We start from the raw sequence: 25069 nt of genomic DNA, 5'->3' as shown, positions 1-25069 counted from the left end.
GAGGCGGGCGCGTCACGAGCGGCGATCATGCGGCTACAGAGAACTTCCCAAGGTCCAGCGTTGCGGGAATTTCACGGTCAATGCCGCCGCCGTTTCGTTTGGCGCGGTAAGACGCCTTATCCGCTGTGACCATCATCTGTTCCAGATCCACAGATCCGGAAATGGCCATCGTATAACCGAGGCTGATGCCGATGGTGATCTCATCACCGGCAATCTGGTAAGGCATGCCGAGAAGTGCAACGACCCTGCGCGCCAGGGCTTCGGCATCGGCGGGATCCCGAACATCGGGGTGAAGGATGACAAATTCATCGCCGCCAATCCGAATGGCAAGAGCAGGTGGATCCAGGCTCTCCCGCAGCCGCCCGGCGATCTCAGCCAGCAAGGTATCGCCCACCGCATGGCCAAAGCGATCATTGACGCTCTTGAAACCGTCAAGGTCGAAACAATGCACGCAGGTGAGCACATCGTCAGCGGTACCGAGGCTCAGATAGGCCTCGCACAGCGCTTTGCGGTTCAAAAGCCCCGTCAGCGGATCGTGGCGTGCCTGATGCTCCATGTCGAGAAACAGGCGGATTTGCCGTATGGTCGTTCGATACACATGCAGCATGCTCTGCATTGCGGCAATCAGGAAGATCACGCACAGCAGGCTCAAAATCCAGTGGGCCGTGTCGCCATACAGCATGACCGAGAGTGTCGGCGGCAGGGCTGCAAGCAAGATGGCGGTCGCGGCGATAAATGGCCGAACGGATATCCTGACCGTCACTCCGGCGCAGTATCCAAAGGTGAGCGCTACGGCAAGCATATGGACCGACAGGTCCCGGTAGGCAAAGGCGACGGTGGCGAGAGTACCCACACAAGCCGCAATGACAAAGATGAAAAGGCCCTGCAGCTTTTCCCAGCGCGCGGCATCCGCAACCGTTGAGCGCTTCGTAGCGTCAGCGCGTCTATGCGCCAGGGAAACGGCGATCTTGCCAAGGGAGGCAAGGGTAGCGGCGATCGTCGCAATCAGGAGCGGTGTGCTCTGAAGGCTCTCATAGGCGAAAAGCCCGACGGCAAGGATGGTGATCCCCATGATCGTCGTCGGGGTGAGCGTTGAATTCAACTCCGATACCAGCGTCTTGAAGACATCGTCGGTCTCTCTGTCACGCACGTCAAATCCCTCACGGACATGTTTGAACCCGCAAGGGGCACACAACGACCAGGATCTTGAGGCAGGGGAGCTTAACATTCGGTCAGGCCGGACGGTAAAATCTGATATCTCGATACGCGATGACCTTTGGACCGGATGCCGGCTACCCATTCAATGCCGACCCCACCATCACGACACCGTCACCGGCTTCGACCGCAGCCGGCTGGCCGTTGCCGGGTCGGCGCGGCGGCAGAGGCGGGGCGGCAGGCCCTTCATGATCAGTTCGGCATCGGCAACGGCCATCGACCCCAGCGCATAGAAGGCGTCCCGCGTGCCGCCGGTTCTGTGGGCAGATAAGAGAATGCCCGCCGCCTGGCGCACGGGATCGTCGGCCGCGACAGGCTCCTCCGGAAAGACGTCCGTTGCCACCTTGATATGGCCGGATTGCGCCGCTTCGATCATCGCCGGAAAGTCGACGACGGCCGCCCTGCTCATCAGCAGGAAGGCGGCCCCCGGCTTCATCATCGCGAATTCTCTGCTGCCGATGAAGCCTTCATTCTCGCTGGTGACGCTCGAAAACACGAAGACCACCTGGCTTTCGCTGAGCACCTCGTCGAGCGTCGACGGTTCGCAATCCTGGCCTTCGATGATCTCCCGGGGAAGCCAGGGATCGAAGACGCGAACCCGGTTCTTGAATGGGCGGATGAGGTCACGAAATGCATGGCCGAGATCGCCGAAGCCTATGATCCCGACGGGCGCGCCGGCAAAACGGAAGGTGTTCGCATTGCCCTCCAGCCCATAGCGCTCGACGCCGAGGCGAAAATCCCGATCCGCCGCCGTGATACCACGTGCGAGATCGAGCGCCATGGCAAGGGCTGCCTCCGCCACCGGCGAGGCAAAGGCCGAGGCCGGCGTGATCACCCAGATCCCGCGCTCGACACAGGCCTGATAGTCGATGTTCGGCAGGAAGTTCGACTCGACATTGATGATCGCCTTCAGTCTCGGCGCCCTGTCCAGCCGTTCTCTCGGCATGTCGGTCTGGCCGAAGATCAGGACGGTATCGGCAAGATACCGCTCTACGTCTTCGGCCGGCATTGGGCGATCCTCTGACACGATCACCTCGCCCAGCGCCTCGAGCCGTGCCCGGACGGACGGCTCCATGATCAGGTCGAGTGTCCTCGGCAATGGATCAACCAGAATGATATCGCGGCTCAATGTTTCCTCCCTCGAGAATCTTTGGCTGGTCGGAGCTTAGCGCGAAAAGCCCCTCTCTGGGCAGGCCGTCTGTGCAGGCCATGCCCGGCCAAGTCTGCGCCAGTGGAGGCGAAAAGCGGGGTCTGAATGGAACGGCTTGAGGGCCGAAGGCGTCTAGGAGAAGCGGATGATGTGTTCCCCCACATTGTTCTGAACGTCGAGACGACGATCTATCGCGGCCGCTGAGAGGTGGCTAGTCGGGCGTCGGAGACGCTGAAACTGAAAGGACTGCAACATGACTGTCGTGCTTGCCACCGTGTGTGAAGATGGCGTGGTCATGGGATCGGATTCCCAGATCACCGACAAGGGGCGCGGCATGACCTATCCGGCCCAGAAGCTTCACCCTCTCGGCACCGACGCCGCCTGGGCCGGCAGCGGCGCCCGCTCGGTGCTGACAGACGTAGAGCGCAGCTTCAACGAAAACAGTGCGGCGATCCTCGAGGCGCCGGACATCGGCCGTGCCCTGCAGAGCCAGGTCCTGCCGATCCTTCGCCATCACTACGACACCTTCATTCCCGACGTGCCCGGCGAGGAAGGCGGCGGCACGCCCTCGGCCTATGTCATGGCGGCCGGATGGCGGGATGGCGAGCCGTGGATCATCGAAATCACCCCGTCGGGCATGATCGGACATTATGCCGATATCGGTTTCCACGCTATCGGCAGTGGGGCGGCCATGGCCCAGCAGGCGGGCTCGCTGCTCTCGCATTTTAGCCTCGGCAAGCGCTCTGTCGATGTCGGCTGTGCGGCGGTGTTGCGCGTGTTGCAGTCGCTCGACCTCACCTCCGCCAGCGTCGGCAAGCCATTCAGCCTGTGCCGCATCACCAAGGACGGCGCCCATCACCTGACCGACAAGGAGATCGACAAGGTCGCAGATGTCGTGGCTCGTTGGGAGAAGGCCGAACAGGCCGCCATCGCCAAGATATTCGACTGAGGCGCTGAGGCTCAGATCCCCGAGCCATCCAGCTCCTTTTCGTCCTCGCCTTCCCAGGCCGGCGGACGGACCATGGCATCCATGTTGACCCCCGGCAGCGGCATCCAGCATTTGAGCTCCGGCTCCGCATAGGCAACGATCAGTCCCGGCGTCGAATCGGAGGACCGCCAGCCGTCGGCCCCGAACCGGTCGCCCTTCGACCAGTAGACGAGATCGACGGCGCCAGGCCCCTGTTCGGATGCGCGGATGGTCACGAGAATGCGGCTGCCGTCGCGCGGCGCCGAGCGCATGTTTCGCCAGCGGATGGATTCGTCCATGATATGCTCCTCCCATTGCAGGCAGGAGTGTCGCTGCCGGAGGCTGGGCGGTCAACACGAATTGCGCCATGGCAAGGCGTTGCACCAACAGTGGCGAACCGCCAAGACACCGACGCGAGGTCCCATGCTGAGACGTCCAATCACATGTGAGATTCGTTATCGGCTGGACCCCGGTCGGATCGCAGATTTCGAAGAATATGCAAGGATCTGGGTTGGACTCATCGAGCGCTATGGAGGTCACCACCTTGGCTACTTCATGCCCCGCGAGAGGCCTGACGATGCCCAGATGAGTTTTCCTGGCGCCGGTCAAGATGGCGAGGCCAACACAGCGGTCGCGATCTTCACCTTTCCAGATGAGCAATCCTACTTGAAGTACCGTCAACAGGTTGCGCAAGATCCGGATGGCTTGGCTGCCAACCAAAGGTTCGGCAAGTCCCCACCGTTTACCAGCTATGAGCGCCTGTTCCTGACGCCCCTTGCACAAGAGCGAGTGATCGAACCGCCGGCGCGCGAATTATGATCGCACTCCGCTGCAATGCAACACAATTATCCAAACAAAACGTCACATAACGTGCCTTGTCGAATCCATCTCTCCGCCCTACCTTCAAGTCATCGGCAACGTAACGAAAGGAAGGTGATCCAATGTCTAATGAGATTTCGGTCTGCGTGTGTGACTTTGGAAAGGGTGCGGTTTTGACGGGGCAGCCCTCGGCCTGATCCAGCCTTCCTTCGGGCGGTTTCCCCGTCCGGGTCCAGACAAAGGACTAAAACTCATGGGAGCCACCCTCGCGGGTGGCTCTTTTGATTCAGGGGATTTGTTGTAAGGGCAGGGCGCTCAAAGTCCCACAGTCCCGAAGCCCGGAACCTTGATGCCCGGCCGCGCGACATCGATGCCGGCGACGAGGCCGAGGAAATTCACCTCCAGCCCGCTGCGCACCCCGACCGACAGCCCGGCAAAGCCTCCGAGGCTTAAGTGCAGGTCGCGGCCATCCTTGTCGAGATGGTAGAAGGCGCCATCAGGCAGATAGTCGCGGCCGACCGCATCGGCCGGAAGCACTGCTCCCAGCTCCGGCACTTCACGCAACACATGCGCGACGAAGGTGTTGGAGTTCGGGCCCGGATAGATCCGGTAACCGCCCGGCTGGCCATATTGATAGCCGGCAATCGCCGCCTCCACCATCGGGATCAGCCGCTTGGCCTCCTCGCCCTTCACTTCGGCCACGAGCCGCGGCGGGTTGGAATACCAGAAGGCATCGGGCGCCCGGTGGTTCCGGCGGATCGGCGAGCCCCAGCCCACCTTGTCATAGCGCTGATAATCGCCGTTTTCGTCCTTGGTGACGATCCAGGCATGGCTGGCGATCGCGCCCTTCAGTCCCCCGGTCATCGCCGAGAATATGTAGATCGCCGCTTCCGGACTTTCTTCGGCCGTCGGCAGCAGCCCGGACGAACTCCATCGTGCCGAACTCCAGCCCTCCGGATGGTCGCGTGTCGCCCAAAGCCCGGCCGAAACCAGCGTCGGCAGGACGAAGACAAGCAGGATGACGGAGACGATGCGCAACAGAAATTTCAATCCGGACCTCGAACAGCAGGACGATGCATGCTTTAAGAAGCATCAGAGAATATTGGCATTTTGAGGCACGTCATGGAAAATCCGATCACGGTCGAGGTCACGCGCGGTCAACTCGTCGAGAGCCGCCATCGCGGCATGGCCGTCGTAATTGATGCGGAGGGCGCGATCGTCTTTTCCGCCGGCGATGTCGATTCCGGTGTTTTCCCGCGTTCCGCCTGCAAGGCCATGCAGGCCCTGCCGCTGGTCGAAAGCGGTGCGGCGGATGCCTATGGCTTCGGAAACCGCGAACTCGCACTCGCCTGCGCCTCCCATTCCGGCGAACCGGAACATGTCGCAACCGCAGCCTTCATGCTGAAGGCCGCCGGCCGGGACGAAAGCGTGCTCGAATGTGGCGCTCACTGGTCCTCGCACCAACACGTACTGATCGATCAGGCCCGCACGCTGGATAAGCCGACCGCCCTCCACAACAATTGCTCGGGCAAACATTCCGGCTTTGTCTGCACATGCTGCCACACCGGCGAGGACCCGCGCGGCTATGCCGGCTTCGACCACCCGCTGCAGGAGGCGATCCGCGCCATCATGACGGATCTGACCGGCGCCGTGCTTTCGAGAGACAATTGCGGCACCGACGGCTGTTCGATACCGACCTATGCCGTGCCGCTCACGGGCCTTGCGCGCGGCTTCGGCAAGCTGGTCACCGGCAAGGGACTGGAACCCTTGCGCGCCGCTGCCGCCCGCCGCCTGATCAATGCCTGCATGGCAGAACCTTTCTACGTCGCCGGCACCAAGCGTTTCTGCACCAAGCTGATGCAGGTCGCACCGGGCAGGATCTTCGCCAAGACCGGCGCCGAGGGCGTCTTCTGCGCGCTTCTCCCGGACAAGGGCCTTTCCTTCGCCGTCAAGGCCGAGGATGGCGCAACCCGCGCCGCAGAAGCGATGATCGCAGCCCTACTTGCCCGCCATTTCGACGCCGATAGCGAAGAGCGGGCGGCCCTGATGACGCTTGCCCATCACGGCATGTCGAACTGGAATGGCATGCCGGTCGGCGCGATCCGCACGACGGACGTCCTGTTCGCCTGAGCCTCGAGCGCCCTTGCCGGGCGGTCCCGTCGGGGTCACCTGCTTCAAGGGAGGTTTAACCCTTGTCGGTCTAGACTGCGGCCACGACCCATCGTGGGCAAACGACGAGGCCGAGTTTCATGACTGTTGCGATCAGAGGGCGAGACCGCGTCGCCGTGGCCAGCGCCGGCCGTAGCTGGGCCATTCCGCTCGCGCGCCATGGCCGCCACCTGGAGCTCGAATGCCTCGAAACGCTCAATGAACTCGAAGCATTGAGGGATGTCTGGCAGGGGCTTGAAACGCGCTGCCCGGAGCCTTTCGGTTATTTCCAGAGCTTCGACTGGTGTTTGTCCTGGTGCAGGGTTTTCCTCGCGCCGGAAAAGACGGATGTGCGTGCCCGGGTCTATGTACTGTGGGATGGCGCCGATTGCGTGATGATCTGGCCGATGATGACCCGCCGCATCAGTCCGGCGATCACGCTTCTCGTTCCGCTGACGGCGCCGATGAACCAGTATTCGACGCTGCTTTACGATCCCGCTCATTTTGATCGGGACGCTGGTCGCGCAGTCCTCGATGAGATCCGCAGGGATCGTGGGCTCGATGCCGTCTGCCTCGACCATGTACCGCAATCAGCCCTGCTCGCAGATATTCTGCAAGGCCAGGGCGTAAGCCCCGAAGAGGGTCAGCAATCCTCCATCCTCGATCTCTCTGCTATCACTGACTGGGAAAGCCATCACCGCGCCTTGCCGAAGAAACAGCGGCTGCAGCGCAACAGTCGCCGCAACCGATTGGAAAAGCTGGGCGCCCTCGATTATCGCGTCTATCCGGCAGGAAGTCCTGAATACGCAGACAACATCGATCGCTGCATTGCCCTCAAACAGGCCTGGTTGAGAGACACCGGCCGCCTCGGGCGCGACGTGTTTGATCCACGTTTTGCCGCCTTCCTCCGCGGGCTCGGCACCAAGGCGAACGAGGGCGATGACGGCGTTTACCTGCATGTGTTGACGCTCGACGGCAGCCCGATCGCCATGGAAATCGGAATGCGCTTCCGCGATGACTATTACTGCTTCCTCGGCGCCATCGATCTTGCCTATCAGAAACACTCGCCGGGCAAGGTGCAGATGGAGAGCGCCCAGCGCTGGGCGATCGAAACCGGGATCCGCCGCTTCGATTTTCTCAACGATCCTTCCGCCTACAAGTCGAGCTGGACCAACGCCACCGAGCCGCTGACGGCCTTCTATGTTCCCTTGACCAGCCTCGGCCGGCTCTATTGCCATCATTGGATGGCAGGCCTTCGCCCGCATGTCCGGTCCATCTACCATCGGTTCGGGGCGCAAATCCGTGCCCGCCTCCTGTCGGCGGTCGGCGCGGTCCAGCGCCTGCTTGGTCGCCATGGCGGCAGCATGGTCCTGGTCCTGTGCTGCATCCCATGATCGCCCGGTTTGTCGCCGGGCTGCAGCAGGCGGTGCGGGACCCCGGCCTGCGCGGGGCGCTTGTCAGCATCTCCGTCCGCATTGCCGCCGCCTTTGTCGGGCTCGGCCTGCAGATCCTGCTCGCCCGGCTGATGGCGCTCGAGGACTATGGCGTCTATGTCATCCTCTGGACCTGGGTCAGCGTCGTTGGACAGATCGGCGTGCTCGGCTTCTACGATTCCGCCGCCCGCTTCATTCCCCGCTATGGCCGGCGCGAAAAACACGCGCATCTGACGGGCTATCTCGCGACCGGCTTCCGCGCCGTCATCCTTGGATCCGGCCTGCTGGCGGCTCTTGCCATCGCCTTCCTGCTTGTCCTGCCGGGCCTCGTCGATCCGGCCTTCCTGCTGCCGATCGGCGTGCTTGCCCTCGGCTTCCCCGTCCTGTCGCTCGAAACCTATGTGACGGGTGTTGCCCGCGGCTTCGGCTGGTATGCGCTCTCGACCGTGCCGGGTTTCATCCTGCGGCCCGTATTGGTCATGACCGGTGTCGGTCTGGCGAGGCTTTCGGGCCTGCCCCTCGATGCCGTGACCGTCCTTGCTCTCGTCGTGCTCTCCTCGATCGTCGTCCTCATCGTCCAGGCACTCCTCCTGCGCGCACGCCTGCCGAAGAAAGCCGCGCCCACCGCAACGACACCGGAGCGCCGTCGCTTCTGGCTGCTCGCTTCGGTGCTGATGATGCCGGCAATGACGGCGGAGGAGCTCTTCGTCTGGATCGACGTCCTGATCCTCGGCTTTCTGGTCAGCCCCGACCAGGCCTCGCTCTATTTCGCCGCCCAGCGTTCACTCTCGCTCGCCGCCTTCGTGCAATATGGCTTCATGCTGGTCGCAGCGCGTGGCTTTTCGCTCTCGCTCGCCTCTGCCGACAGGGCAGGGCTACAGGCCCGCATCACCCGCTCGACCAATGCCACCTTCTGGCTCACCATCCCCTCTGTGGCGCTGACGCTTGCCGCCGGCTATCCGCTGCTGCACCTTTTCGGAGAGGCCTTCGTCTCCGCCTATCCCTGTCTTGTCCTTTTGGGGCTTGCCTATATCGTCCGCGCCGCTACCGGCCAGGCAGCTGAACTTCTCGTGGTCCAGGGCCGCTATCGCCTGAGCCTTGCCATCGTCTCCATTTCGGTCGCAGCCTGCCTCGGCCTGATGCTGCTGCTGGTCCCCCTCTACGGGATCACCGGCGCTGCCGCCGCCATGGTCCTCGTGCAGCTCATCCGGCTGGTGGTGGTCACGGGGCTGGTCCACCGCCACACGGGGTATTGGGTGCTGGTGCGTCCCTTTGCACGGGCTAATCGATAGGGACCAGAGTAGTCACTCCACCTCGGCGAGCCGCTTCTCCCACATCGCCTTGAATCCCGGCCGCGACTGCACACGCGCAAGCCATTCGGCGGTCTTCGGATGCGCGTCGAACAGCGGCTGATAGGCCTGAGCGTAGCGAACGACCTCGGCCAGGTTGATATCGGCAACGGTAAAGCGTCCGCCGACCGAATAATCATTGTGCGAGAAATGCGCCTCAAGCACGCCGAACGGCCGCGCGAGCATCTTGGCGACCTCGGCCGCTTCCGCCTGTCCCTCTGCCGAAGCCAGCTTGCCGCTGGCATTGGCCATGGAGATCTTGAGTGCATCCGTTTCGATCGAGGTTGCTGCAAACAGCGACCATTGCAGCATCTGCGCTTCTTCGTTGAGATCGCGCGGCGCAATCGTGCCGCCCTGCTTCTTCGCCACATAAAGCGTCTGGGCCAGCGACTCGTTCAAGACCAGCCCGTCATCCTCGATGGTCGGAATGCTGCCCATCGGGTTCACAGCGAGGAATTCCGGCGACCGCGTATTGAGCCGCGCATCCGACGCCGTCGGATCCTTGAGCTTGTAAGCCTGGATGACCGGCACCAGCTCGAAGGGTATGCCGAGCTCTTCCACGAGCCAGAGGATGCGCGTCGCGCGCGACTTGTAGACGCCATAGATATTCAGCATGCCGGTCTCCCTTGATTGGTGGGCCGGAGGCTATCGCGCCGATGGGCTCTGGAAAAGCCGTTCGCGCTGATGGGATCGATGAATTTTGCTGATCGTCGCCGCAATTGACAGCATGCCCGAGCTGCGTTTATTGCTGGAGCCTCCAGGGTCTGCAGTTCACCCAGGCGTCACCGCCCCGACAAGGGGAGCTAAACCTGCATTTCTTCTGATCGACGAAGCTCGTTTTCCCGTGCCCCGTCGGAAGTCGGTGACCACCGGCCATGTGGTCCTTTCAAAGACCGGGCACGACCAGGAGAAATGAGATGTCGAAGACAACACATGCCTTCGCAGCCCCCGATCTGTCGGCGCTTGCCAAAAACCTGAAACGCGAACTCGAAGCGCGGGCAGACTTGCCCGGCCATGTCGAGCTCTTGAACATGCTGACCCGCGCCGTCGGCTTTCGCAACTACCAGCATTTCAAGGCAAGCCGCGCGGCGGAAGATCGTCTGGCCCATCCGGTGGTGGTCGAAGCAGAGCCCGCCGTCGATTTCCGCCGCGTCGAACTCACCGCCCGCTGCTTCGCCGGAACCGACATCCTCGTCCGTTGGCCGGGTAAGCTCAACCAGCAGCAACTGGCGCTCTGGGTGCTCTGGTCCTTCCTGCCGGCGGGCGAGGACATGCCGGAAAAGGCGGTCAATACGGTGCTGATGCGCCACAACGGCTTTGGCGATCACGTGCTGATCCGCCGGGAACTGGTCAATATGGGGCTTCTCACCCGCACCCGCGATTGCCGCCTCTATCGCCGGGTGGAAAAGCGCCCGCCACCGGAGGCGCGCGAACTGATCCGCTGGGTCGGCAGTCGCCAGACCGCACGGAACTGAAGCGGAGAGAGGTTGCAGGGACGGGCGGCCGTGGCCGCCGGTCTCTCAACCGACTTTGGGAAGAAATTGCCGTTCGCGTTCCAGGAGAATGCGTGACCAGTCCGGATGGAACTGGCTGACTTCAAGCATCTCCCGCACGCTGTCGCGATCCATGGGACGCGAGAAATAGTAGCCCTGGCCTGCCTTGCAATCGAGCGACAACAGATGCTCGGCTTGGCCCTCTTCTTCGATGCCCTCTGCAATCACCCAGATGCCGAGCCCTCGTGCGATGTCGAGCAGTCCTTTGGTGATCACCGATCCGCTTCCGGCGTCGGCCAGGCGGCGAACGAAGCACTTGTCGATCTTGATGACATCGACCGGGACCGTCAGCAGATGGGTGAGCGACGCAAAACCGGTGCCGAAATCGTCGAGCGCCACCTTGATGCCGGCCTCGCGCATGGCGCGGATCTCTTCGGCAATCACGTTGTCCTTCTGTGCGAGATAGACGGATTCGGTGACCTCGGCGACGATCGAGCTGGGCTGCAGGCCGACGCGGCTCACCGCATCGACGATCCGCTGCGTCAGTCCACCACGGTGGAAATCGGCGGCGGACAGGTTGAGACCGATACGCGAGAATTGCAGCCCGTCTCGCTGCCATTCGATGCAAGCCGCCGCAATGCGCTCCAGCATGCGCTCGGTGATCTCGATCGCCACATGCGCATCCTTCATCGCCTCCTGAAAATGGGCGGCAGCAACGACGCTGCCATCGGCCATCTTCATCCGGCAGAGCGACTCAAATCCCATGATCCGCCCGGTGGCGAGTTCAACGATCGGCTGGTAATGGGCGTCGATGCGGTCCTCGCGCAGCGCCCGATCCACCTCCTGCACGGCGCGGAAGCGCTTGACGATGGAAGTGCCGAGACCCGGTGCATATTCGAGATAGCGCCCGCGCGCCCGTTCCTTGGCGTGATAGAGTGCGTAATCCGCGTTCTGGCGCACCTGCTGCGGGCTGCGCTCGACGCCGGCCTTTGCGCCGCCGAGTGTGGCGGCAGGATAGATCAGGTGCCCGGCGCAGTCGGCCGGCTCCTTGATCCGCTGGATCAACGCTTCGGCGAGTTCTGTCGGGTCCGTTGCCTCCAGGCAAGGCACGATCACGGCAAACTCGTCACCTCCGAGGCGGAAGGTCATCTCTGCGGGAGCGCGATCCTGCAAGCGATGCGCCACGATCCGGATCAGGTCGTCGCCGGCGCTGTGGCCGAAGGTGTCGTTGACCATTTTCAGATTGTCGAGGTCGATCAGCATCAGCGCCCAGTCCTGGCCGCGGCGCGACACGTCATCGATCGTCTCGTTGAAGCGGCTGCGGTTGGGCAGGCCGGTCAGGTTGTCGGTTTCAGCGAGCTTGCGTCGCTCGGCGATCCGCTGGTCGCGCTCTATGGCGATGGCGCAGAGATGCACGCAGGCTTCGACGGCCGCCTTTTCTGCATCCGAGGGACCGCGCGTGACACGGTAGTAGAAGGCGAAGGTGCCGAGCACCTTTCCGGCGCCGATGATCGGTGTAGACCAGCAGGCCCTCAGGCCGTTGGGCAGCGCCAGGCCTTTGTAGGGCTGCCAGTAGGGATGTGTGTCGATATCCTCGACCAGAACCGGCTCGCCGAAATGCGCGGCGGTCCCGCAGGAGCCGACGCCGGGTCCGATCGCGGTGCCATCGATGGCGGAGGTGTATTCGAGCGGCAGTGATGGACCGGCAAGATGCCTGAGCCGCCGCTCGTCGTCGAGCAGCAGCACCGAGCAGACGACATCGTCGCTGATCGCTTCCACCTCGCGGCAGAGTCTATCGACCGTCTCCGCCAGGGGATGCCCCGTCGCGATCATCTCGAGAATGGTGTTCTGCAGTTTCAGGAACATGGGCTTCGCTGCATTAGGGTCGTCGGCGATTAGATCAGCGCCACCTTAAACAGAGATTACGACTACCCGAAAATACCGGTGTTGGTTTCCACTTGGTTAACGCACGAGCATGGCCTTGATCGTGTCACCGCGTAATGCGCGCATTGTCTGCGATGCTGAGATGCCCATAGTCGGTCTCTCCATCCAAAAGCTCGTCGCCGACGCGCTCCTTCCAGCGATATCCGAGGATCGCGCCCTTATCGGCACCCTCGACGATATTGCCGCGGATCACAGTTTGGCCGGCGCCCTCGACCACGCTCACCCGCATGCCTTCCGGGCTGTCGCGCAGGATGTTGTCGCTGACGATGACATTGCGCAGATAAGGGCCCCAGCCGATGGCAAGCGCCGCCGTCTCCGCGCCTTCGACGAGATTGCCGCTGACCAGCGTATCGGCCTCGACCGAGATGCCGAAGCCGAAGCTGCTGATCGTCGGCACATAGGGGCCCTTGTTGACGATCCGCCTGATGATGTTGTTGCTGACGGTCGACAGGCGCCCGCCATGGTCGAAATTGGCGACCGAAATGCCGATCGCCGCGCCGTCGATGATGTTGCCTGTTATCAGCGCGCCCTCGAACTCGAATTCGGCATAGATGGCCGTTTCGTCGGACCGGAAGGCCTGGTTGCCGCTGATCGTGATGTTGGAAGCGGAATTGGCCCGGATCGCCGAGAAGGCGCAGTCCGATACATGGTTTTGCGACACCAGCACATTGTCGGCGCGAAAGACGTTGATCCCGTTTCCATATTGGCCGGTGCCGCCATTGGTCGCGCCGATCCGCGCCACTCTGTTGCCTGCAATGACGCTGCCATCTTCGCCCTTCGTCCAGCGATGCACGAGGATGCCGCCATTGCCGCAGTCGAAGATCTGGTTGTTGCGGATCGAGAAGGCCTTGCCTTCGATCGCCCAGATGCCGGCATCAGTAGCGCCCGAGATGCGCGTGGTATCAATGCGGCCGCCGCAGCGTGCCAGATAGATCCCGCATTTGCGGCTGCCGGTGATCTCGCAAGCCTCGATCGTCACGTCGTCGACACTGCGGAAGGAGAGGAGCCCCTCGGTATAATCGGCAAGCCAGCGATTGGCGCCATCGAAGGTGAGGCCCGACAGGCTGACGCGGCGGATGTCCTGGGCTGCGATCAGATGTCCGTCGCCGCGATAGACAAGTCGCGTCAGTCCCGGCACGCCGACGATCCGGCTGCCATCGCGCAATTCGAGATTGGCGACCTCATAGGTGCCGGCCGGCAGGAAGACCGGCTGGCCCATGGCCGCCGCCCGGTCGATCAGATCCTGCAGCTTGGCGCTCTGGTCGTCTTCGGTGCCCGGCAGGATCCCTGCTTCGGCCGCGTCGAAGCCGCCGCGCAGTTCCGCCATGGCAAGCGTCTGGGCGGATGCAAGGCGCAGGCCGCCGGGCAGGCCCGCTGTCGCAAAGAGCCCGCCAAGTCCGATCATGACCGAGCGTCGAGAAGGCATGTGTCCGTTCCGTTTACGGCTTTCACTGTCAGGCCAGAACCTTGGAGGAAGCGTGCAGCCCCGGCAAGAACAGGCTTAAAACAGTGTTAACGGTGCACGTGAAGCGCTTCGCCTTTGGTCTAAGCAATTTCAGGCAAAGACTTGAGCCAGATCAAGGAAACTTGCCGGCTTGATCCTATTGTCACAACAGAAAGACATGAACACGAAGGAAAACGATCATGCTTCGCCTCGCTGCAGTTCTCTATATCCTCGTCGCCAGCGCCGTTGGCGGTGCGGCGGTGATCGCGGTTCTGTCGCTCGACATGCGCGAAGGCTGGCAGATCGCATCCGCCTTCGCAGCCGGTCTCGTCCTTTCGGTCCCGATTTCGGCAATCCTGGCGAAGAAGATCTACAACGCCTTGCAAGGGCCGAAACCGGTCTGAGCCATTCCCTTCGGCGTGGGACGCAAGCCCTTCCTGTCCTGGCGGAGCGGGGAGGGTGGTGAACAACCAGTCCCATGACGACCGGCCGGCATTTTCTCGGGGGAGGGAGTGCCGGTCGGGTCGTTTCCGTTCCAGCTGCGCGCTGCCGTGCCGCCCTGAGACCGTCAGCCTTCGTCCTGCTCGAAGCGCTTGAATTGCGCCTCCAGGCCCTCGGTAAAGCGGGCATAGAGCCGCCCGAATGTCTCCACATCCGCGTCGGACCAACCGGCGGTCGCCTCGGTGATCGTCTCGCGCTTGATGGCCTCGATGTCATCGAGCACCTTGCGGCCCGCAGCCGTCACCCTGACAAGGCTGCGGCGGCCGTCCTCCTGCGAGGCCGCGCGCTCCAGAAGCCCCTGTTTGACGAGATCCGCAACGATCCGGCTGCCCCGCGAAGGATCGATCCTCAGCTGTTCGGCGATCGTGCCGACCGTCACCTCCTGCTGGCTGCCGATCCGCTTGATGACGCCGATGGCATCGAGGTCCGACAGTTCAAGCCCCGTCCCGATGCGTTGCAAGGCCATACGCCCGATGAAGCGGCGGCCTATCAACAGCCGCATGCGCGTCATGGCATGCCCGATGGCAGCCAGCGAGGCGTCGCCGCCTTCCGGCAGGCCGTCGGGCAGGGCATCCACCGTTTCGGGCTCAACGTTCGAGAGTTTGGTGTGCGAAGCAGACATGATGGCTTCAGCATAGCAAAAGTTGAACGGTGCGGAAAGCAAAATGAATGCGCTCAGCAAATATGTGCTATTGACATATAAATGCGAGGGGCACATTTTGGGTCCAGACAGGAGCCCCCGATCCATGACCAGAGCCACCACCGCCGCCCCCTCCGGGCCTGATCCCCGTTTCGAACCGCATCCGACAGCGAGCGCCATCGCCGCGCCGACAGCGGACAATATGCCGCTGGTCACGGATCCCAGGCTCCGCCTTTTCGTCTATCTCCTGCTGATGTCCGCCATGTTCATGGCGACCCTCGACAACCAGATCGTCTCGACGGCGCTTCCGACCATTGTCGGCGAGTTCGGCGAGTTAGAACGCTTCGGCTGGGTCGGCTCCGCCTATCTGCTCACGACCAGCGCCGTCATGCCGCTCTATGGCAAACTCGGCGATCTCTTCGGCCGCAAGTATGTGATCATGGCAGCCATCGCGATCTTCACGCTCGGCTCTCTGGTCTGCGGTCTGGCCATCTCCATGGATACGCTGATTGCCGCCCGTGTGCTGCAGGCGCTCGGCGGCGGCGGCATCATGGTCTCGATCTTCTCGATCAATGCCGATCTTTTCGAGCCGCGCGAACGGGCCCGCTACCAGAGCTATTCGAGCCTCGTGCTGATGGCCTCTGGCGCGCTTGGCCCCGTCCTCGGCGGCACGCTGTCGGATCTCTTCGGCTGGCGCTCGATCTTCCTCGTCAACCTGCCGATCGGCATCGCCGTCCTCATAGGACTTGCCTTCCTTCTCCCCTATCGCAAGCCGAACCGCAAACCGAAGATCGACTATGCCGGTGCGATCCTGCTCGCCGGTGCCGTCGCCTCCATCGTTTTCTGGGCCGATAGCAGCCAGATCTTCGGCTCGCTGATCGCCTGGCAAAGCCTTGCCGTCGTCGCCTTCGGTGCGCTCTGCGCCATCGGCTGGGTGCTTGTCGAGCGTCGTGCCCCCGAGCCCGTCGTGCCGCTTTCGCTGTTTGCCAAGCCGACGATCAACCTGCTGCTGGTCATCTCGCTGGTCTCGGGCGCCATCGGCATCGGATCGGTCAACTACATCGCCCTCTATCTGCAAACGACGACGGGCCTCTCGCCCTCCATGGCCGGCCTGCTCTTCGTCGCGACAACAGGCGGCATCGCCATCGGCTCGATCGCCGCCGGTCGGCTGATCGCGAAAAGCGGCCGCTACAAGCCCTTCTCGATTGCGTCTGCAGCCCTCGGCGTTGTCAGTCTTGGTATCTTCTCCTTCCTGCATGCCGGAACCCCGCTGATCTTCATCGCGCTGGTCATGCTGCTCCAGGGCTTTGGCGTCGGCATCGGCCAGCAGGTTCCGGTCATCGGCGTCCAGAACGCCGCCTCCAGAGCTGATGTCGGCGCCGCCACCGGAACGGTCACGCTGACGCGCATGGGCGGCGCCGCGATTGCAATCTCCATCTACGGCGCCATCGTCAGCTCCGGCCTCACCCAGATCCAGATCGCGCTGCCCGGTGGCGTCGATTTCCGCAACCTCACTCCGGAAGGCCTCGCCGCCCTGCCGGAGGCCGCCCGTGCCCTGGTTGCCAACGCCTATTCAGATGCCTTCGTGCCGCTCTTCCTGACCGCCTCCGGCATGATGGTGATCGGCCTGATCGCGGCGCTCCTCCTCCCCAATATCCGCCTGCCGCGCCAAGGCGAGGGCAAGCCTGCGGCCGCTGCCGACACTTGAACGTTGAGACGAAAATGAAAGACCCCGGCGTGCGACGCGCCGGGGTCTTGTCTTGCAGGATAGCTTTTGGGTCGATCAGGCCGCGTAGCGCTGGGCGTTACCGTCCTTCTGGACCTTGAAGCGCGCGACGAGGGCGCGCAGATGCGCGGTCTCTTCGGCAAGCTTTGCGGTGCTGGCGGCGGCTTCTTCCACCATCGCCGCATTCTGCTGGGTCATCTGGTCCATCTGGTTGACGGCCATGTTGACCTCGGCGAGACCCGTCGACTGCTCCTGGGCGGCCGTTGCGATCGAGGTCACCTGGCTCGCAATTCCGACAACCTTCGTCTGGATGTCGCTCAGCGCCTGGCCGGTTGAGCCGACGAGGTCGACACCTGTCCGCACCTCCTGCGAGGACTTGGTGATCAGCGTCTTGATGTCCTTGGCAGCCGTTGCCGAACGCTGGGCGAGTTCGCGCACTTCCTGGGCGACGACGGCAAAACCCTTGCCCGCTTCGCCGGCCCGCGCCGCTTCAACGCCGGCATTCAAGGCCAGAAGGTTGGTCTGGAAGGCGATTTCGTCGATCACGTTGATGATCTGCGAGATTTCCTTCGAGGCCTGTTCGATCCGGCTCATCGCCGACGTCGCCTCGCCGACCACGCCGGAAGAAGCCTCTGCGAACTGCCGGGCTTCCGTCACCATCTTGCTCGAATCCTGCGCCCGCTCGGTCGAGGTCTTGACGGCGACCGTGATTTCCTCAAGCGCCGAAGAGGTTTCCTCCAGCGAGGCGGCCTGGTTCTCGGTGCGGCGCGACAGGTCATTCGAGGCCTGGCGGATCTCGTCGGCGCCACCATTGATCGCATCGGCCGACTGGCGAACCTGCTGCATCAGGTTGCGCAGGCTGGCCATGGCCTCGTTCACATTCGTCTGCAAGCTGGCAAAGACGCCTTGATAGTGTCCTTCCATGCTCTCGGTCAGGTCGCCCTGGGCAAGCGCGGAGATCACCCTGCCGGTCTCGGCGATGCCGGCATCGACGGATTGAACCAGCGTGTTGACATTGGCGGCGAAACGGTCGAGGTCCGGATTGTCGTAGCGCTTGGTGATGCGACGGGTGAAGTCGCCGTCAACGGCGGCATCGACCACGGTCGCAATGTTCGACTGCAGGTCGGCATTCTTCTCCTGCAGCGCTGCTTCCTGGGCAGCGATGTCACGGATCTTGATGGCGTTCTGCTTGAAGACGTCGACGGCCTTGGCCATCAGCCCGATTTCGCTTCTGTGGTCGAGGCCGGGAACGACGGTATCGAGCTTGTTGTCGGCGAGCGCACCCATGGCGCCGGTAATCTGGCCAATCGGCTGCGTGATGCTGCGCGCAATGAAGAAGGCGATGAAACCGGCCATGAAGAGGCCGACGGCCGCGAGCGTGCTGCCGATCACGACGGCGGTCTCCATCGTCGACTGGATGTTCGGCCCCAGCGTGTCCTGTTGCTTCTTCAGGTCTAGCTTGAGCTGCTCCACCGATTTCGACAGCTGATCCCCGGCGACGTTCATCGTCTCGCTGATCAACTGGTTCCGGCTCTTGATCACCTCATATACCGACCGGATGGCGGCTTCGTAGGTCGCCAATTCGGTCGCAAGCCTGTCGAGCGTAGCAGTCGCGGCGGGATCGGTCGAACTCGCTTTGATTTCTGCGACTTCCTCACGCGCCTTTTCGGCAAACGTCTTGGCGTTTTCGAATGCGTCATCGCTGTTGTTCAGCAGGAACTTGTTGGTTCCCAGGCGGAGGCTGCTGATGTCATACTTCAATTGCTCGAGCGTAGCGACCGCCTCGAGGTTCCCGGAGGTCGCAACAGACTCGCTGATCGCCTCCAGTTCCGCGGCCATCTTCGGCCCGAGTGTGTCGAGCGTTCCGTCCACGAGTTCTTCGCGCTGGGTCTGCAGCGTCACGACCTTGTCGAAGCCCTGCGCATAGGTGTCGATGATGCCGTGGTAGCCGGAAACGGCCGTTTTTGCCGTGTCGCTCAGCTTATAGCTCAGCATGGTGTCGACCGATGCCTTCGTCGTCGCGAGACGTGTCGTTACATCCTGCTTCAGTTCGTCCGAAGGGTCGGCGCGAAACTTGCGGAAGGCGAGCCGCGCTTCCAGCATATTGGCCTGGATACGGCCCGCTTCGTTCGTCTGCCTCGCGCTCTCGCGATATTCCGCGAATGACGCCTCGTTGCTGAGGTTTGAATAGACGCCGGCCCCGGCGATGACGCCGAGCACGACCAGCACCGACCCAAAGCCCAGATAGATCTTGCTGCCAATCTTCATGTTGTGAAGCACGTTCGTTCGCCCTGCCCAGATGTGAAATGTTGAACGGATCGTGATCGAGACGCCTTAAAAAGTTATGAAACACTAATATCTGCAATACTAAAGATCATAGTTGCGTGCCGATCTGAAGGGGAAATACGACTTCCGGTAAAAGTCTATCCGAAGCAATTCCCCACATGCGGGCACCACGACGTCACAGCTCCAATTCGGGGGGGCAACATGACGGCGCACGCAAGTCACCCCCGGTCATAAGCTTCGCGCCAGCCGCAGCTGACAGGGTGCCGGCAACGATGTCAGTGAATCGGTGCAGCATGTTGAAGCCTCTCCCGTCCGGCCCGGCCTCCCTCCTGTCGAAGCGGCTCTTGTCGCTCGGCCTCGGTACGGCTCTTGTCGGCTCGCTCTCAGGCTGCATCCTGATGACCGATACCAGCCGCATGAACATCGAGGTCTTCCAGGATGAGGTGGCCCCGGTCTGGTACGATCCGGCCCGCACGCCGCCGGCCGCCGACCAGAGCGCACCGCAAAAGCGCGACCTTTACCGCACCCAGTTCCACCAGACCTATGGTCTGCCGGTCTCCAACCCGCTGCATCGGACGCTCTACGGCGTGATGGTCGATGATGGCCACACGCTTCCCGCCATCCCGCTCGACCGCGTACGCTCCGACATGCTGCGCCAGGAGGTGAGCTACCAGTCGACGGAAGCCCCGGGCACCATCGTCGTCGACACCAGGGCGCACTACCTCTATCTCGTCCAGCCGAACGGCAAGGCGATCCGCTACGGCGTCGGGCTCGGCCGTGACGGTTATGCCTGGTCGGGCCGGGGCGTGATCCAGCGCAAGGCGAAATGGCCGCACTGGACGCCGACCGACAACATGGTCGAGAACAATCCCAACCTCAGACCCGTTTCCGCGGCCCGCGGCGGTCTGGTCGCAGGCCTCAATAATCCCCTCGGCGCGCGTGCGCTCTACATCTATCAGGACGGCAAGGATACGCTCTACCGTGTCCACGGCACGCCGGACTGGCAGTCGGTCGGCAAGGCGACGTCCTCGGGCTGCGTGCGCATGTTCAATCAGGATGTCATCGATCTCTTCGATCGCGTGCCCGACAACACCCCGATTGTTGTCATTTAGCGACACTCATTTGCGACCTTAGCCCTCTCTCCAAAACGTGAGGGGGTGGTAGCGTTGCTTTAATTGAACCTTTCCTGTTTGCATCGCATCATCGCGGAACAAAGCGCACCTCCCAGCGTCTTCATCCGCAGAACTGCTACAGGAAACTCATACCTAAATGTCCTCTACACCCAATTTGACCCGCCGTTCGCTTCTGTCCCTGACAGGCCTCGGCGCGGCATCCCTGCTGGCCAGCTGCACGACCTCCTCCCGTCCGCTTCCGCCGGGTACCCGTCTGGAAGGCCCCGTTGTGCCGGCCGCGCCGAGTGGCCGCACCCCTGAACTCGATGCCATGTATGGCGAGGTTTATGACGGCGGCTACGTCATTCCGGCCGTCCCCTACTGGCGCATTCCGGAGCGCTTCTATCGCCAGCAGGTGATCGATCCCACCGGCGAAGCCCCCGGCACCGTTGTCGTCGATACCCCGAACCGCTTTCTCTACCTCGTCGAGCGTGGCGGAACCGCCATGCGCTATGGCGTTGGCATTGGTCGCGACGGTTTTGCCTGGGGTGGCGCCGGCGTCATCCAGTGGCGTCAGAAATGGCCGAAATGGACCCCGCCGGACGAAATGATCGCCCGCCAGCCGGAACTCGAGAAATACTCGGTCCGCAACGGCGGCAAGCCCGGCGGCCTCGACAATCCGCTGGGTGCACGTGCGCTTTACATCTTCCAGAATGGTCAGGACACGCTCTACCGTCTGCACGGTTCGCCGGAATGGAGCTCCATCGGCAAGGCCGTCTCCTCCGGCTGCGTCCGTCTGATGAACCAGGACATCATCGATCTCTACGAACGCGTGCCGACAAAGGCAAAGATCGTCGTCCGCCAGTAACCGGCGTCCTTGATCGGATCGCGCGCGGCAATCACCGCAAGAAGACAGAAGGCCCCGCCGGTGACGGCGGGGCCTGTTTGCATTGCGGGGTCTCGAATGCTCGTCGAGATCAGGCGGCTTCAAGCGCCTTTTCGATCTCCTGAACCGTGTGGCCGGTCAGGTCCTTGTCGAGTTCGCCGACCAGCACCGCGGAGAGCTGCTTGTGGTAGCTCTTGCGCATCTCGCCGAGCGTCCGCGGTGCCGCGATGATCACAAGGTTCTTGATCTTGCCGTCGAGCACCTGTTTGTTCAGCATTTCGGTGACACCGTTGCTGAAGCCGTCCTCGTCCTGCTGGCTGTCGTCGGGATTGGCGGCGCTGCTGGAATGGCGGGCGCCGGACGGGATTTTCGAACCGTCAATCTCGTCGGACGGAATGGCCTTCAGCTTGATATCAAGAGCATTCCCTTCGTTCTGGAAGAGGCTCAGCTTCTCGCCGTCGGCAACGGCAATCACGGCATTCTGCGGTACTTGCATGGGCATTCTCCTTGATGGTCTGTGCGGCGCTCACCCGGAGGTGTCGTCACCGCAGTTGACCGAAGGACAACCCTTCGCGTGCAGATCGGTTCCTCGTTCCACCCGCCGGCCGAGGGGCGGATTGACGCGGCTTATTCCCGACAGCGAAATGGGCTGAACGAGCTCGCAGCACCCGCATTCATGCTGGCGATGGTCAGGCCATTGGCGACCTCGATGTCGGCTTCCGTCTGCGGACAGGCATCGACATCGGCAAGACAGCCGCTGTCGATGAATGCCTGGTTCTGGACCAGGAATATGTCCGAAACGCCCTCGCGTCCGACATGGTCGAGGATCTCGGCAAAGGCCTGCCGGTAGACGTCGCATTTCTTCCGCTGCCAGTCCGACCGTGCTTCTGCCGTGGTGCCGGCTTCCTGCGCCATGGCATGCGTGCCGGGCGCCATCAGTGTCGTTGCCAGCGACAGCGTGAAAGCCAGACGGACGATCGTCCGACCAGTCATCGCGCAAACTCTTCAAAGACCGCTTCACCGATCTCGGCAATCGCCGCGTCCCGCGTCTTCAGCGGATGTTTCCTGCCGTCCATGTAGATCGCAATGACGAGCGGCGCGCCTTGCGGCGGGCGCAGGAGCGCCACCACCCCACGCGTGCCATGCCCGCCCGCACCGCCGCGATCGGCGATCGTCCAGCCGCTCGGCAGCTTGGCCCGCAGCAGGCCGCCGGCCACGGCATTCGCCGCCATCCAGGCTTCCAGCTGGTCGCGGGCGGCAGGGGCAAGCGCGTCGCCGACGAGCAGAACTTGCAGCGTCTGCGCCATCGCCTGCGGTGTCGTCGTGTCGCGCGGGTCCCCGGGTTTCGCCTCGTTGACCTCTGGCTCGTAACGGTCGAGCCGCGTGGTCGCATCGCCGATGCCGCGCAGGAAGGCTGTCACTTCGGCCGGCCCGCCGAGCACCTTCAGGATCGCATTGGCGGCGGCATTGTCACTGGTCCGCAGCGTGATCTCGCAGAGTTCTCGCGTGGAGAGGCTCGTGCCGACCCGCGTCTCCGTCACCGGCGAATGCGGTCGCAGGTCCGCTTTTGTGATGCGTGTCGTCTGCTCGAGAACCGCATCGCCACCCGACAGGGCTGCCGCGCAGGCGAGCGACTTGAAGGTGCTTGCCATGGCGAAGCGCTCATCGTCCCGGTAGGCGACGACTGCGCCGCTGCCCGTGTCGATGACCGAAAGCCCGACCCGCATGCCGAGCTTCTGCTCCACGCGCTTGGCCGCCGCGACGATCTGGCCTTCGGCAGCCTGCACGGACGCTGGCATAGCTATGCCCAGGAGCATCAGCGGCAGAACGAGAAGCTGGATTTGGGCGGTGATACAGCGAGCGGTAAGGGTTCTCGATGGTGTCATGCGAATCTCTCCTTCTGCTGCCTGCATCGGGGGCAATCAAGGCATCAGGGAGGCGCGCGGCAGGAGAGGCGGAGGGGCAGCGATCAAGCCGGATTGTCAGCCGGCACCGTCTCGATCGCTGCCAGAACATGCCGAGTTTCGCTGAGATAGGCTTGCATGGACGACTTGTCGTGCTCGATGGAATGGCATTCCTCGACCGTCTGTTCCAGCGCCGCCAACTGCTCCCTCAGCGCATCTGCCTGGTCGGGCGAGCGGACGGAATGGGAGAGGTCCGCGAGCCGGGCGGCAATCCGCATCAGCACGAGCGGCTGGTCGGCGCCCGCCTGGCGGATCGATCGGAAGCCGGTGTTGAGCATGCGGCGATAGTCGGAACGGCTGACGATCAGACGCAGCACTCCATCGTCATCGTGATACTGCCGATAGGGCAGGGGGCGCTGCTGCACCGCCTCGAAGGAGGCCGCCAGCCGGTCGACCACGGCGACTGCTGTGAAGGGGTCGTTGATCCCCGGCGAAAGGGCCCGAACCGCGATCTCGGTCAGCTGTCGTATGCTGAATTCGAGGTCCTGCGCGGTGGTGTTCTGCAGCCCGATGGTGAAGCAGGCACGCAAGGCTGCGATCGTCTCGTCGTCGATGTCAGTCCCTTCGCCGGTGTCTCCGGTAAAAATCGTGAAATGATCGCCTTCCGCCAACAGATACTGACCGGCCCTCACGGCCACGTCGATCCGCAGATCCTTTTCTACCGCGATGCGGGTCAACGCGGCATAATCGATCACCTGTACGTGCCCGACCGTCCTTAATGCCACCGGCTGACCTATGCCCGCAAAACGGGCAGCCTCTTCGACATGTTTCGTCGGTTCGCCGGGCAAAACCTCATCAAGGGTCACCAGCAGATTGCGATGCAGAGCCTGCACCATGTTGTCGGCGATGATCAGCCGCGCCACCTTGTGAATGTAGAACAAGAGCGACATCAGGCAGATCACGGTCAGCAGGCTGCCGACCGAGATCGCCAGATGCGGAACGCCGTCTTTGCCCAGCGTGTCGGAAATCATCCGCAAAACGAGGATGAGGTAGAGGATCGTGCCGATGAATAGACCGATGACGGACTGGATCTGCCGGTCGGACATGAACTGCGAAATCAGCCGCGGACCGAGCTGGCTGGCGGCAAGCGTCAGGATGACGAAGGTCACGGAGACAACGAGCGACGTCATCGTCATCAACCCGGACAACAGGCTGCTCAGCAGTTGCCGCGCTGTCTCGGCCTCGCCGCTATAGAGCCACCATCCCGCGCTCACGACATCGGGCCCCAGAAGGTGTCCATAGCTGATCAGCAGTATGGCGAGTAGGGCCGAAAGGCCCGAAAAGATGAGAGGCAGAAGCCATAGCTTGCCACTGACGATATCGAAAAGATTGCGCGCCTTGTCCATTGTTCCACAACGTACAAGGCGGCAGTTTGCTCCGTAACCAAGAGTGAGAATCAGACAAGCTGTCGAGGCTCAAGGAGCGCCTTTTCAGGATCGGTTCTCCTCGATCGCCTCGAGATGGCCTTTCAGCCGCTTGAGACTATCACGCAGGCTCTCGATCTCGGCAATGTCGCAGCCGATCTGGTTGCCGATCGTCGAAAAGACTTCGAGCGCTCGACCCTTCAGGGCGCGCCCTTCCTCGGTGAGCGTGATGAACACCACGCGTTCGTCGGCCGCATCCCGGCGGCGCGAGACGTAATGGATCTGTTCGAGCCGCTTCAGAAGCGGCGACAGCGTGCCGGAATCCAGGCCGACCTTTTCACCCAGCGCCTTCACCGAGAGATCGTCTTCCTCCCACAGCGCCATCATCACCACATATTGCGGATAGGTCAGTCCTAGAGGCGTGAGCAATGGCTTGTAGGCGCGCGTGAAGGCATGTGCGGCGCCGTAGAGCGCAAAGCACAGCTGCTTGTCCAGCCTCAGTTCCTTTTCCAGCGTTTCGTCATCCATAGCCCTTGATGAACCCCTTTCGGCATCTATTGTTTCCACAGTGACCAAAACTGGCGCACATTTCAATGCGCAAAAAACAATTGCGCGCAATTCAATTGTC

General features: G+C 62.5%; 24 protein-coding genes. 10 read left to right on the top strand and 14 right to left on the bottom strand.

The window, feature by feature from the left end; translation table 11 throughout:
• Positions 1 to 25: 25 nt before the first annotated feature.
• Entirely contained in the window at positions 26 to 1150 is a 1125-nt protein-coding gene (locus IP85_RS18570; protein WP_054151152.1) for a GGDEF domain-containing protein, read from the bottom strand.
• A 168-nt stretch (positions 1151 to 1318) separates the two neighbouring features.
• Positions 1319 to 2344, bottom strand: a complete 1026-nt coding sequence (locus tag IP85_RS18565; protein ID WP_054151151.1) for a hydroxyacid dehydrogenase — start codon at positions 2342 to 2344, stop codon at positions 1319 to 1321.
• A 274-nt stretch (positions 2345 to 2618) separates the two neighbouring features.
• Here IP85_RS18565 and IP85_RS18560 point away from each other — a divergent pair, with 274 nt between their 5' ends.
• A complete protein-coding gene (locus tag IP85_RS18560) occupies positions 2619 to 3314 on the top strand; it encodes a proteasome protein (RefSeq protein WP_054151150.1) in 696 nt (231 codons plus the stop codon).
• Between the two features lie 11 nt (positions 3315 to 3325).
• On the opposite strand, the gene IP85_RS18555 is transcribed toward IP85_RS18560, so the two are convergent.
• Positions 3326 to 3631, bottom strand: coding sequence for a hypothetical protein (locus IP85_RS18555; RefSeq protein ID WP_054151149.1), 306 nt, complete (start codon positions 3629 to 3631; stop codon positions 3326 to 3328).
• 124 nt (positions 3632 to 3755) lie between these two features.
• On the opposite strand from IP85_RS18555, the gene IP85_RS18550 reads away from it, so the two are divergent.
• The gene (locus tag IP85_RS18550; protein ID WP_054151148.1) at positions 3756 to 4151 is read left to right on the top strand and encodes an NIPSNAP family protein; all 396 of its coding nucleotides are present in this window, start codon (positions 3756 to 3758) and stop codon (positions 4149 to 4151) included.
• A gap of 315 nt (positions 4152 to 4466) precedes the next feature.
• On the opposite strand, the gene IP85_RS18545 is transcribed toward IP85_RS18550, so the two are convergent.
• Entirely contained in the window at positions 4467 to 5201 is a 735-nt protein-coding gene (locus IP85_RS18545; protein ID WP_054151147.1) for a DUF3750 domain-containing protein, read from the bottom strand.
• A gap of 72 nt (positions 5202 to 5273) precedes the next feature.
• Between IP85_RS18545 and IP85_RS18540 the strand changes: the two genes are divergently transcribed.
• From IP85_RS18540 to IP85_RS18530, 3 genes are all read left to right on the top strand, one after another.
• Positions 5274 to 6281 (top strand): asparaginase, encoded by a 1008-nt coding sequence (locus tag IP85_RS18540; RefSeq protein WP_054151146.1) that lies wholly within the window; start codon positions 5274 to 5276, stop codon positions 6279 to 6281.
• 119 nt (positions 6282 to 6400) lie between these two features.
• Positions 6401 to 7693, top strand: a complete 1293-nt coding sequence (locus IP85_RS18535; protein WP_054151145.1) for a GNAT family N-acetyltransferase — start codon at positions 6401 to 6403, stop codon at positions 7691 to 7693.
• Positions 7690 to 9024, top strand: coding sequence for an oligosaccharide flippase family protein (locus IP85_RS18530; protein ID WP_054151144.1), 1335 nt, complete (start codon positions 7690 to 7692; stop codon positions 9022 to 9024). The genes IP85_RS18535 and IP85_RS18530 overlap by 4 nt, the downstream gene beginning before the upstream one ends.
• 12 nt (positions 9025 to 9036) lie before the next feature.
• On the opposite strand, the gene IP85_RS18525 is transcribed toward IP85_RS18530, so the two are convergent.
• Positions 9037 to 9696: a glutathione S-transferase family protein gene (locus IP85_RS18525; protein ID WP_054151143.1), complete on the bottom strand. Its 660-nt coding sequence runs from the start codon at positions 9694 to 9696 to the stop codon at positions 9037 to 9039.
• 302 nt (positions 9697 to 9998) lie between these two features.
• On the opposite strand from IP85_RS18525, the gene IP85_RS18520 reads away from it, so the two are divergent.
• On the top strand, positions 9999 to 10556 hold the full coding sequence (locus tag IP85_RS18520; RefSeq protein WP_054151142.1) for a DUF2087 domain-containing protein: 558 nt from the start codon (positions 9999 to 10001) through the stop codon (positions 10554 to 10556).
• A 45-nt stretch (positions 10557 to 10601) separates the two neighbouring features.
• Here IP85_RS18520 and IP85_RS18515 read toward each other — a convergent pair whose 3' ends face one another.
• Together IP85_RS18515 and IP85_RS18510 are read right to left on the bottom strand one after the other, a co-directional pair.
• On the bottom strand, positions 10602 to 12440 hold the full coding sequence (locus IP85_RS18515) for an EAL domain-containing protein (RefSeq protein WP_054151141.1): 1839 nt from the start codon (positions 12438 to 12440) through the stop codon (positions 10602 to 10604).
• A gap of 124 nt (positions 12441 to 12564) precedes the next feature.
• On the bottom strand, positions 12565 to 13944 hold the full coding sequence (locus IP85_RS18510) for a TIGR03808 family TAT-translocated repetitive protein (protein ID WP_054151140.1): 1380 nt from the start codon (positions 13942 to 13944) through the stop codon (positions 12565 to 12567).
• A gap of 218 nt (positions 13945 to 14162) precedes the next feature.
• On the opposite strand from IP85_RS18510, the gene IP85_RS18505 reads away from it, so the two are divergent.
• Entirely contained in the window at positions 14163 to 14366 is a 204-nt protein-coding gene (locus IP85_RS18505) for a hypothetical protein (RefSeq protein WP_054151139.1), read from the top strand.
• A 164-nt stretch (positions 14367 to 14530) separates the two neighbouring features.
• Here IP85_RS18505 and IP85_RS18500 read toward each other — a convergent pair whose 3' ends face one another.
• Positions 14531 to 15085, bottom strand: a complete 555-nt coding sequence (locus IP85_RS18500) for a MarR family winged helix-turn-helix transcriptional regulator (protein ID WP_082347814.1) — start codon at positions 15083 to 15085, stop codon at positions 14531 to 14533.
• 220 nt (positions 15086 to 15305) lie between these two features.
• On the opposite strand from IP85_RS18500, the gene IP85_RS18495 reads away from it, so the two are divergent.
• Complete coding sequence (locus IP85_RS18495) at positions 15306 to 16811, top strand: MDR family MFS transporter (protein ID WP_054151172.1); 1506 nt, start codon at positions 15306 to 15308, stop codon at positions 16809 to 16811.
• Positions 16812 to 16886: 75 nt separating this feature from the next.
• Here IP85_RS18495 and IP85_RS18490 read toward each other — a convergent pair whose 3' ends face one another.
• Positions 16887 to 19097, bottom strand: a complete 2211-nt coding sequence (locus IP85_RS18490; protein ID WP_245280906.1) for a methyl-accepting chemotaxis protein — start codon at positions 19095 to 19097, stop codon at positions 16887 to 16889.
• Between the two features lie 311 nt (positions 19098 to 19408).
• Here IP85_RS18490 and IP85_RS18485 point away from each other — a divergent pair, with 311 nt between their 5' ends.
• Positions 19409 to 20227 carry a L,D-transpeptidase gene (locus IP85_RS18485; protein ID WP_054151137.1) on the top strand — a complete coding sequence of 273 codons (819 nt, stop codon included), beginning with the start codon at positions 19409 to 19411 and terminating at the stop codon, positions 20225 to 20227.
• Between the two features lie 157 nt (positions 20228 to 20384).
• A complete protein-coding gene (locus tag IP85_RS18480; RefSeq protein WP_054151136.1) occupies positions 20385 to 21095 on the top strand; it encodes a L,D-transpeptidase in 711 nt (236 codons plus the stop codon).
• Between the two features lie 109 nt (positions 21096 to 21204).
• Here the strand turns inward: IP85_RS18480 and IP85_RS18475 are convergent, their stop codons facing one another.
• From IP85_RS18475 to IP85_RS18455, 5 genes are all read right to left on the bottom strand, one after another.
• Complete coding sequence (locus tag IP85_RS18475) at positions 21205 to 21609, bottom strand: host attachment protein (protein ID WP_054151135.1); 405 nt, start codon at positions 21607 to 21609, stop codon at positions 21205 to 21207.
• Between the two features lie 131 nt (positions 21610 to 21740).
• Positions 21741 to 22106 carry a hypothetical protein gene (locus tag IP85_RS18470; protein WP_054151134.1) on the bottom strand — a complete coding sequence of 122 codons (366 nt, stop codon included), beginning with the start codon at positions 22104 to 22106 and terminating at the stop codon, positions 21741 to 21743.
• Positions 22103 to 22999 carry a class A beta-lactamase gene (bla, locus tag IP85_RS18465; RefSeq protein ID WP_197278026.1) on the bottom strand — a complete coding sequence of 299 codons (897 nt, stop codon included), beginning with the start codon at positions 22997 to 22999 and terminating at the stop codon, positions 22103 to 22105. The genes IP85_RS18470 and bla overlap by 4 nt, the downstream gene beginning before the upstream one ends.
• 83 nt (positions 23000 to 23082) lie before the next feature.
• On the bottom strand, positions 23083 to 24423 hold the full coding sequence (locus tag IP85_RS18460; protein WP_054151133.1) for a DUF2254 domain-containing protein: 1341 nt from the start codon (positions 24421 to 24423) through the stop codon (positions 23083 to 23085).
• An 84-nt stretch (positions 24424 to 24507) separates the two neighbouring features.
• Positions 24508 to 24969, bottom strand: a complete 462-nt coding sequence (locus tag IP85_RS18455; protein WP_054151132.1) for a MarR family transcriptional regulator — start codon at positions 24967 to 24969, stop codon at positions 24508 to 24510.
• Positions 24970 to 25069 lie beyond the last annotated feature (100 nt).

The organism is Rhizobium sp. AAP116 (assembly GCF_001295785.1).
Classification (GTDB): domain Bacteria; phylum Pseudomonadota; class Alphaproteobacteria; order Rhizobiales; family Rhizobiaceae; genus Allorhizobium.
This window is presented reverse-complemented; position numbering and strand designations above follow the sequence as displayed.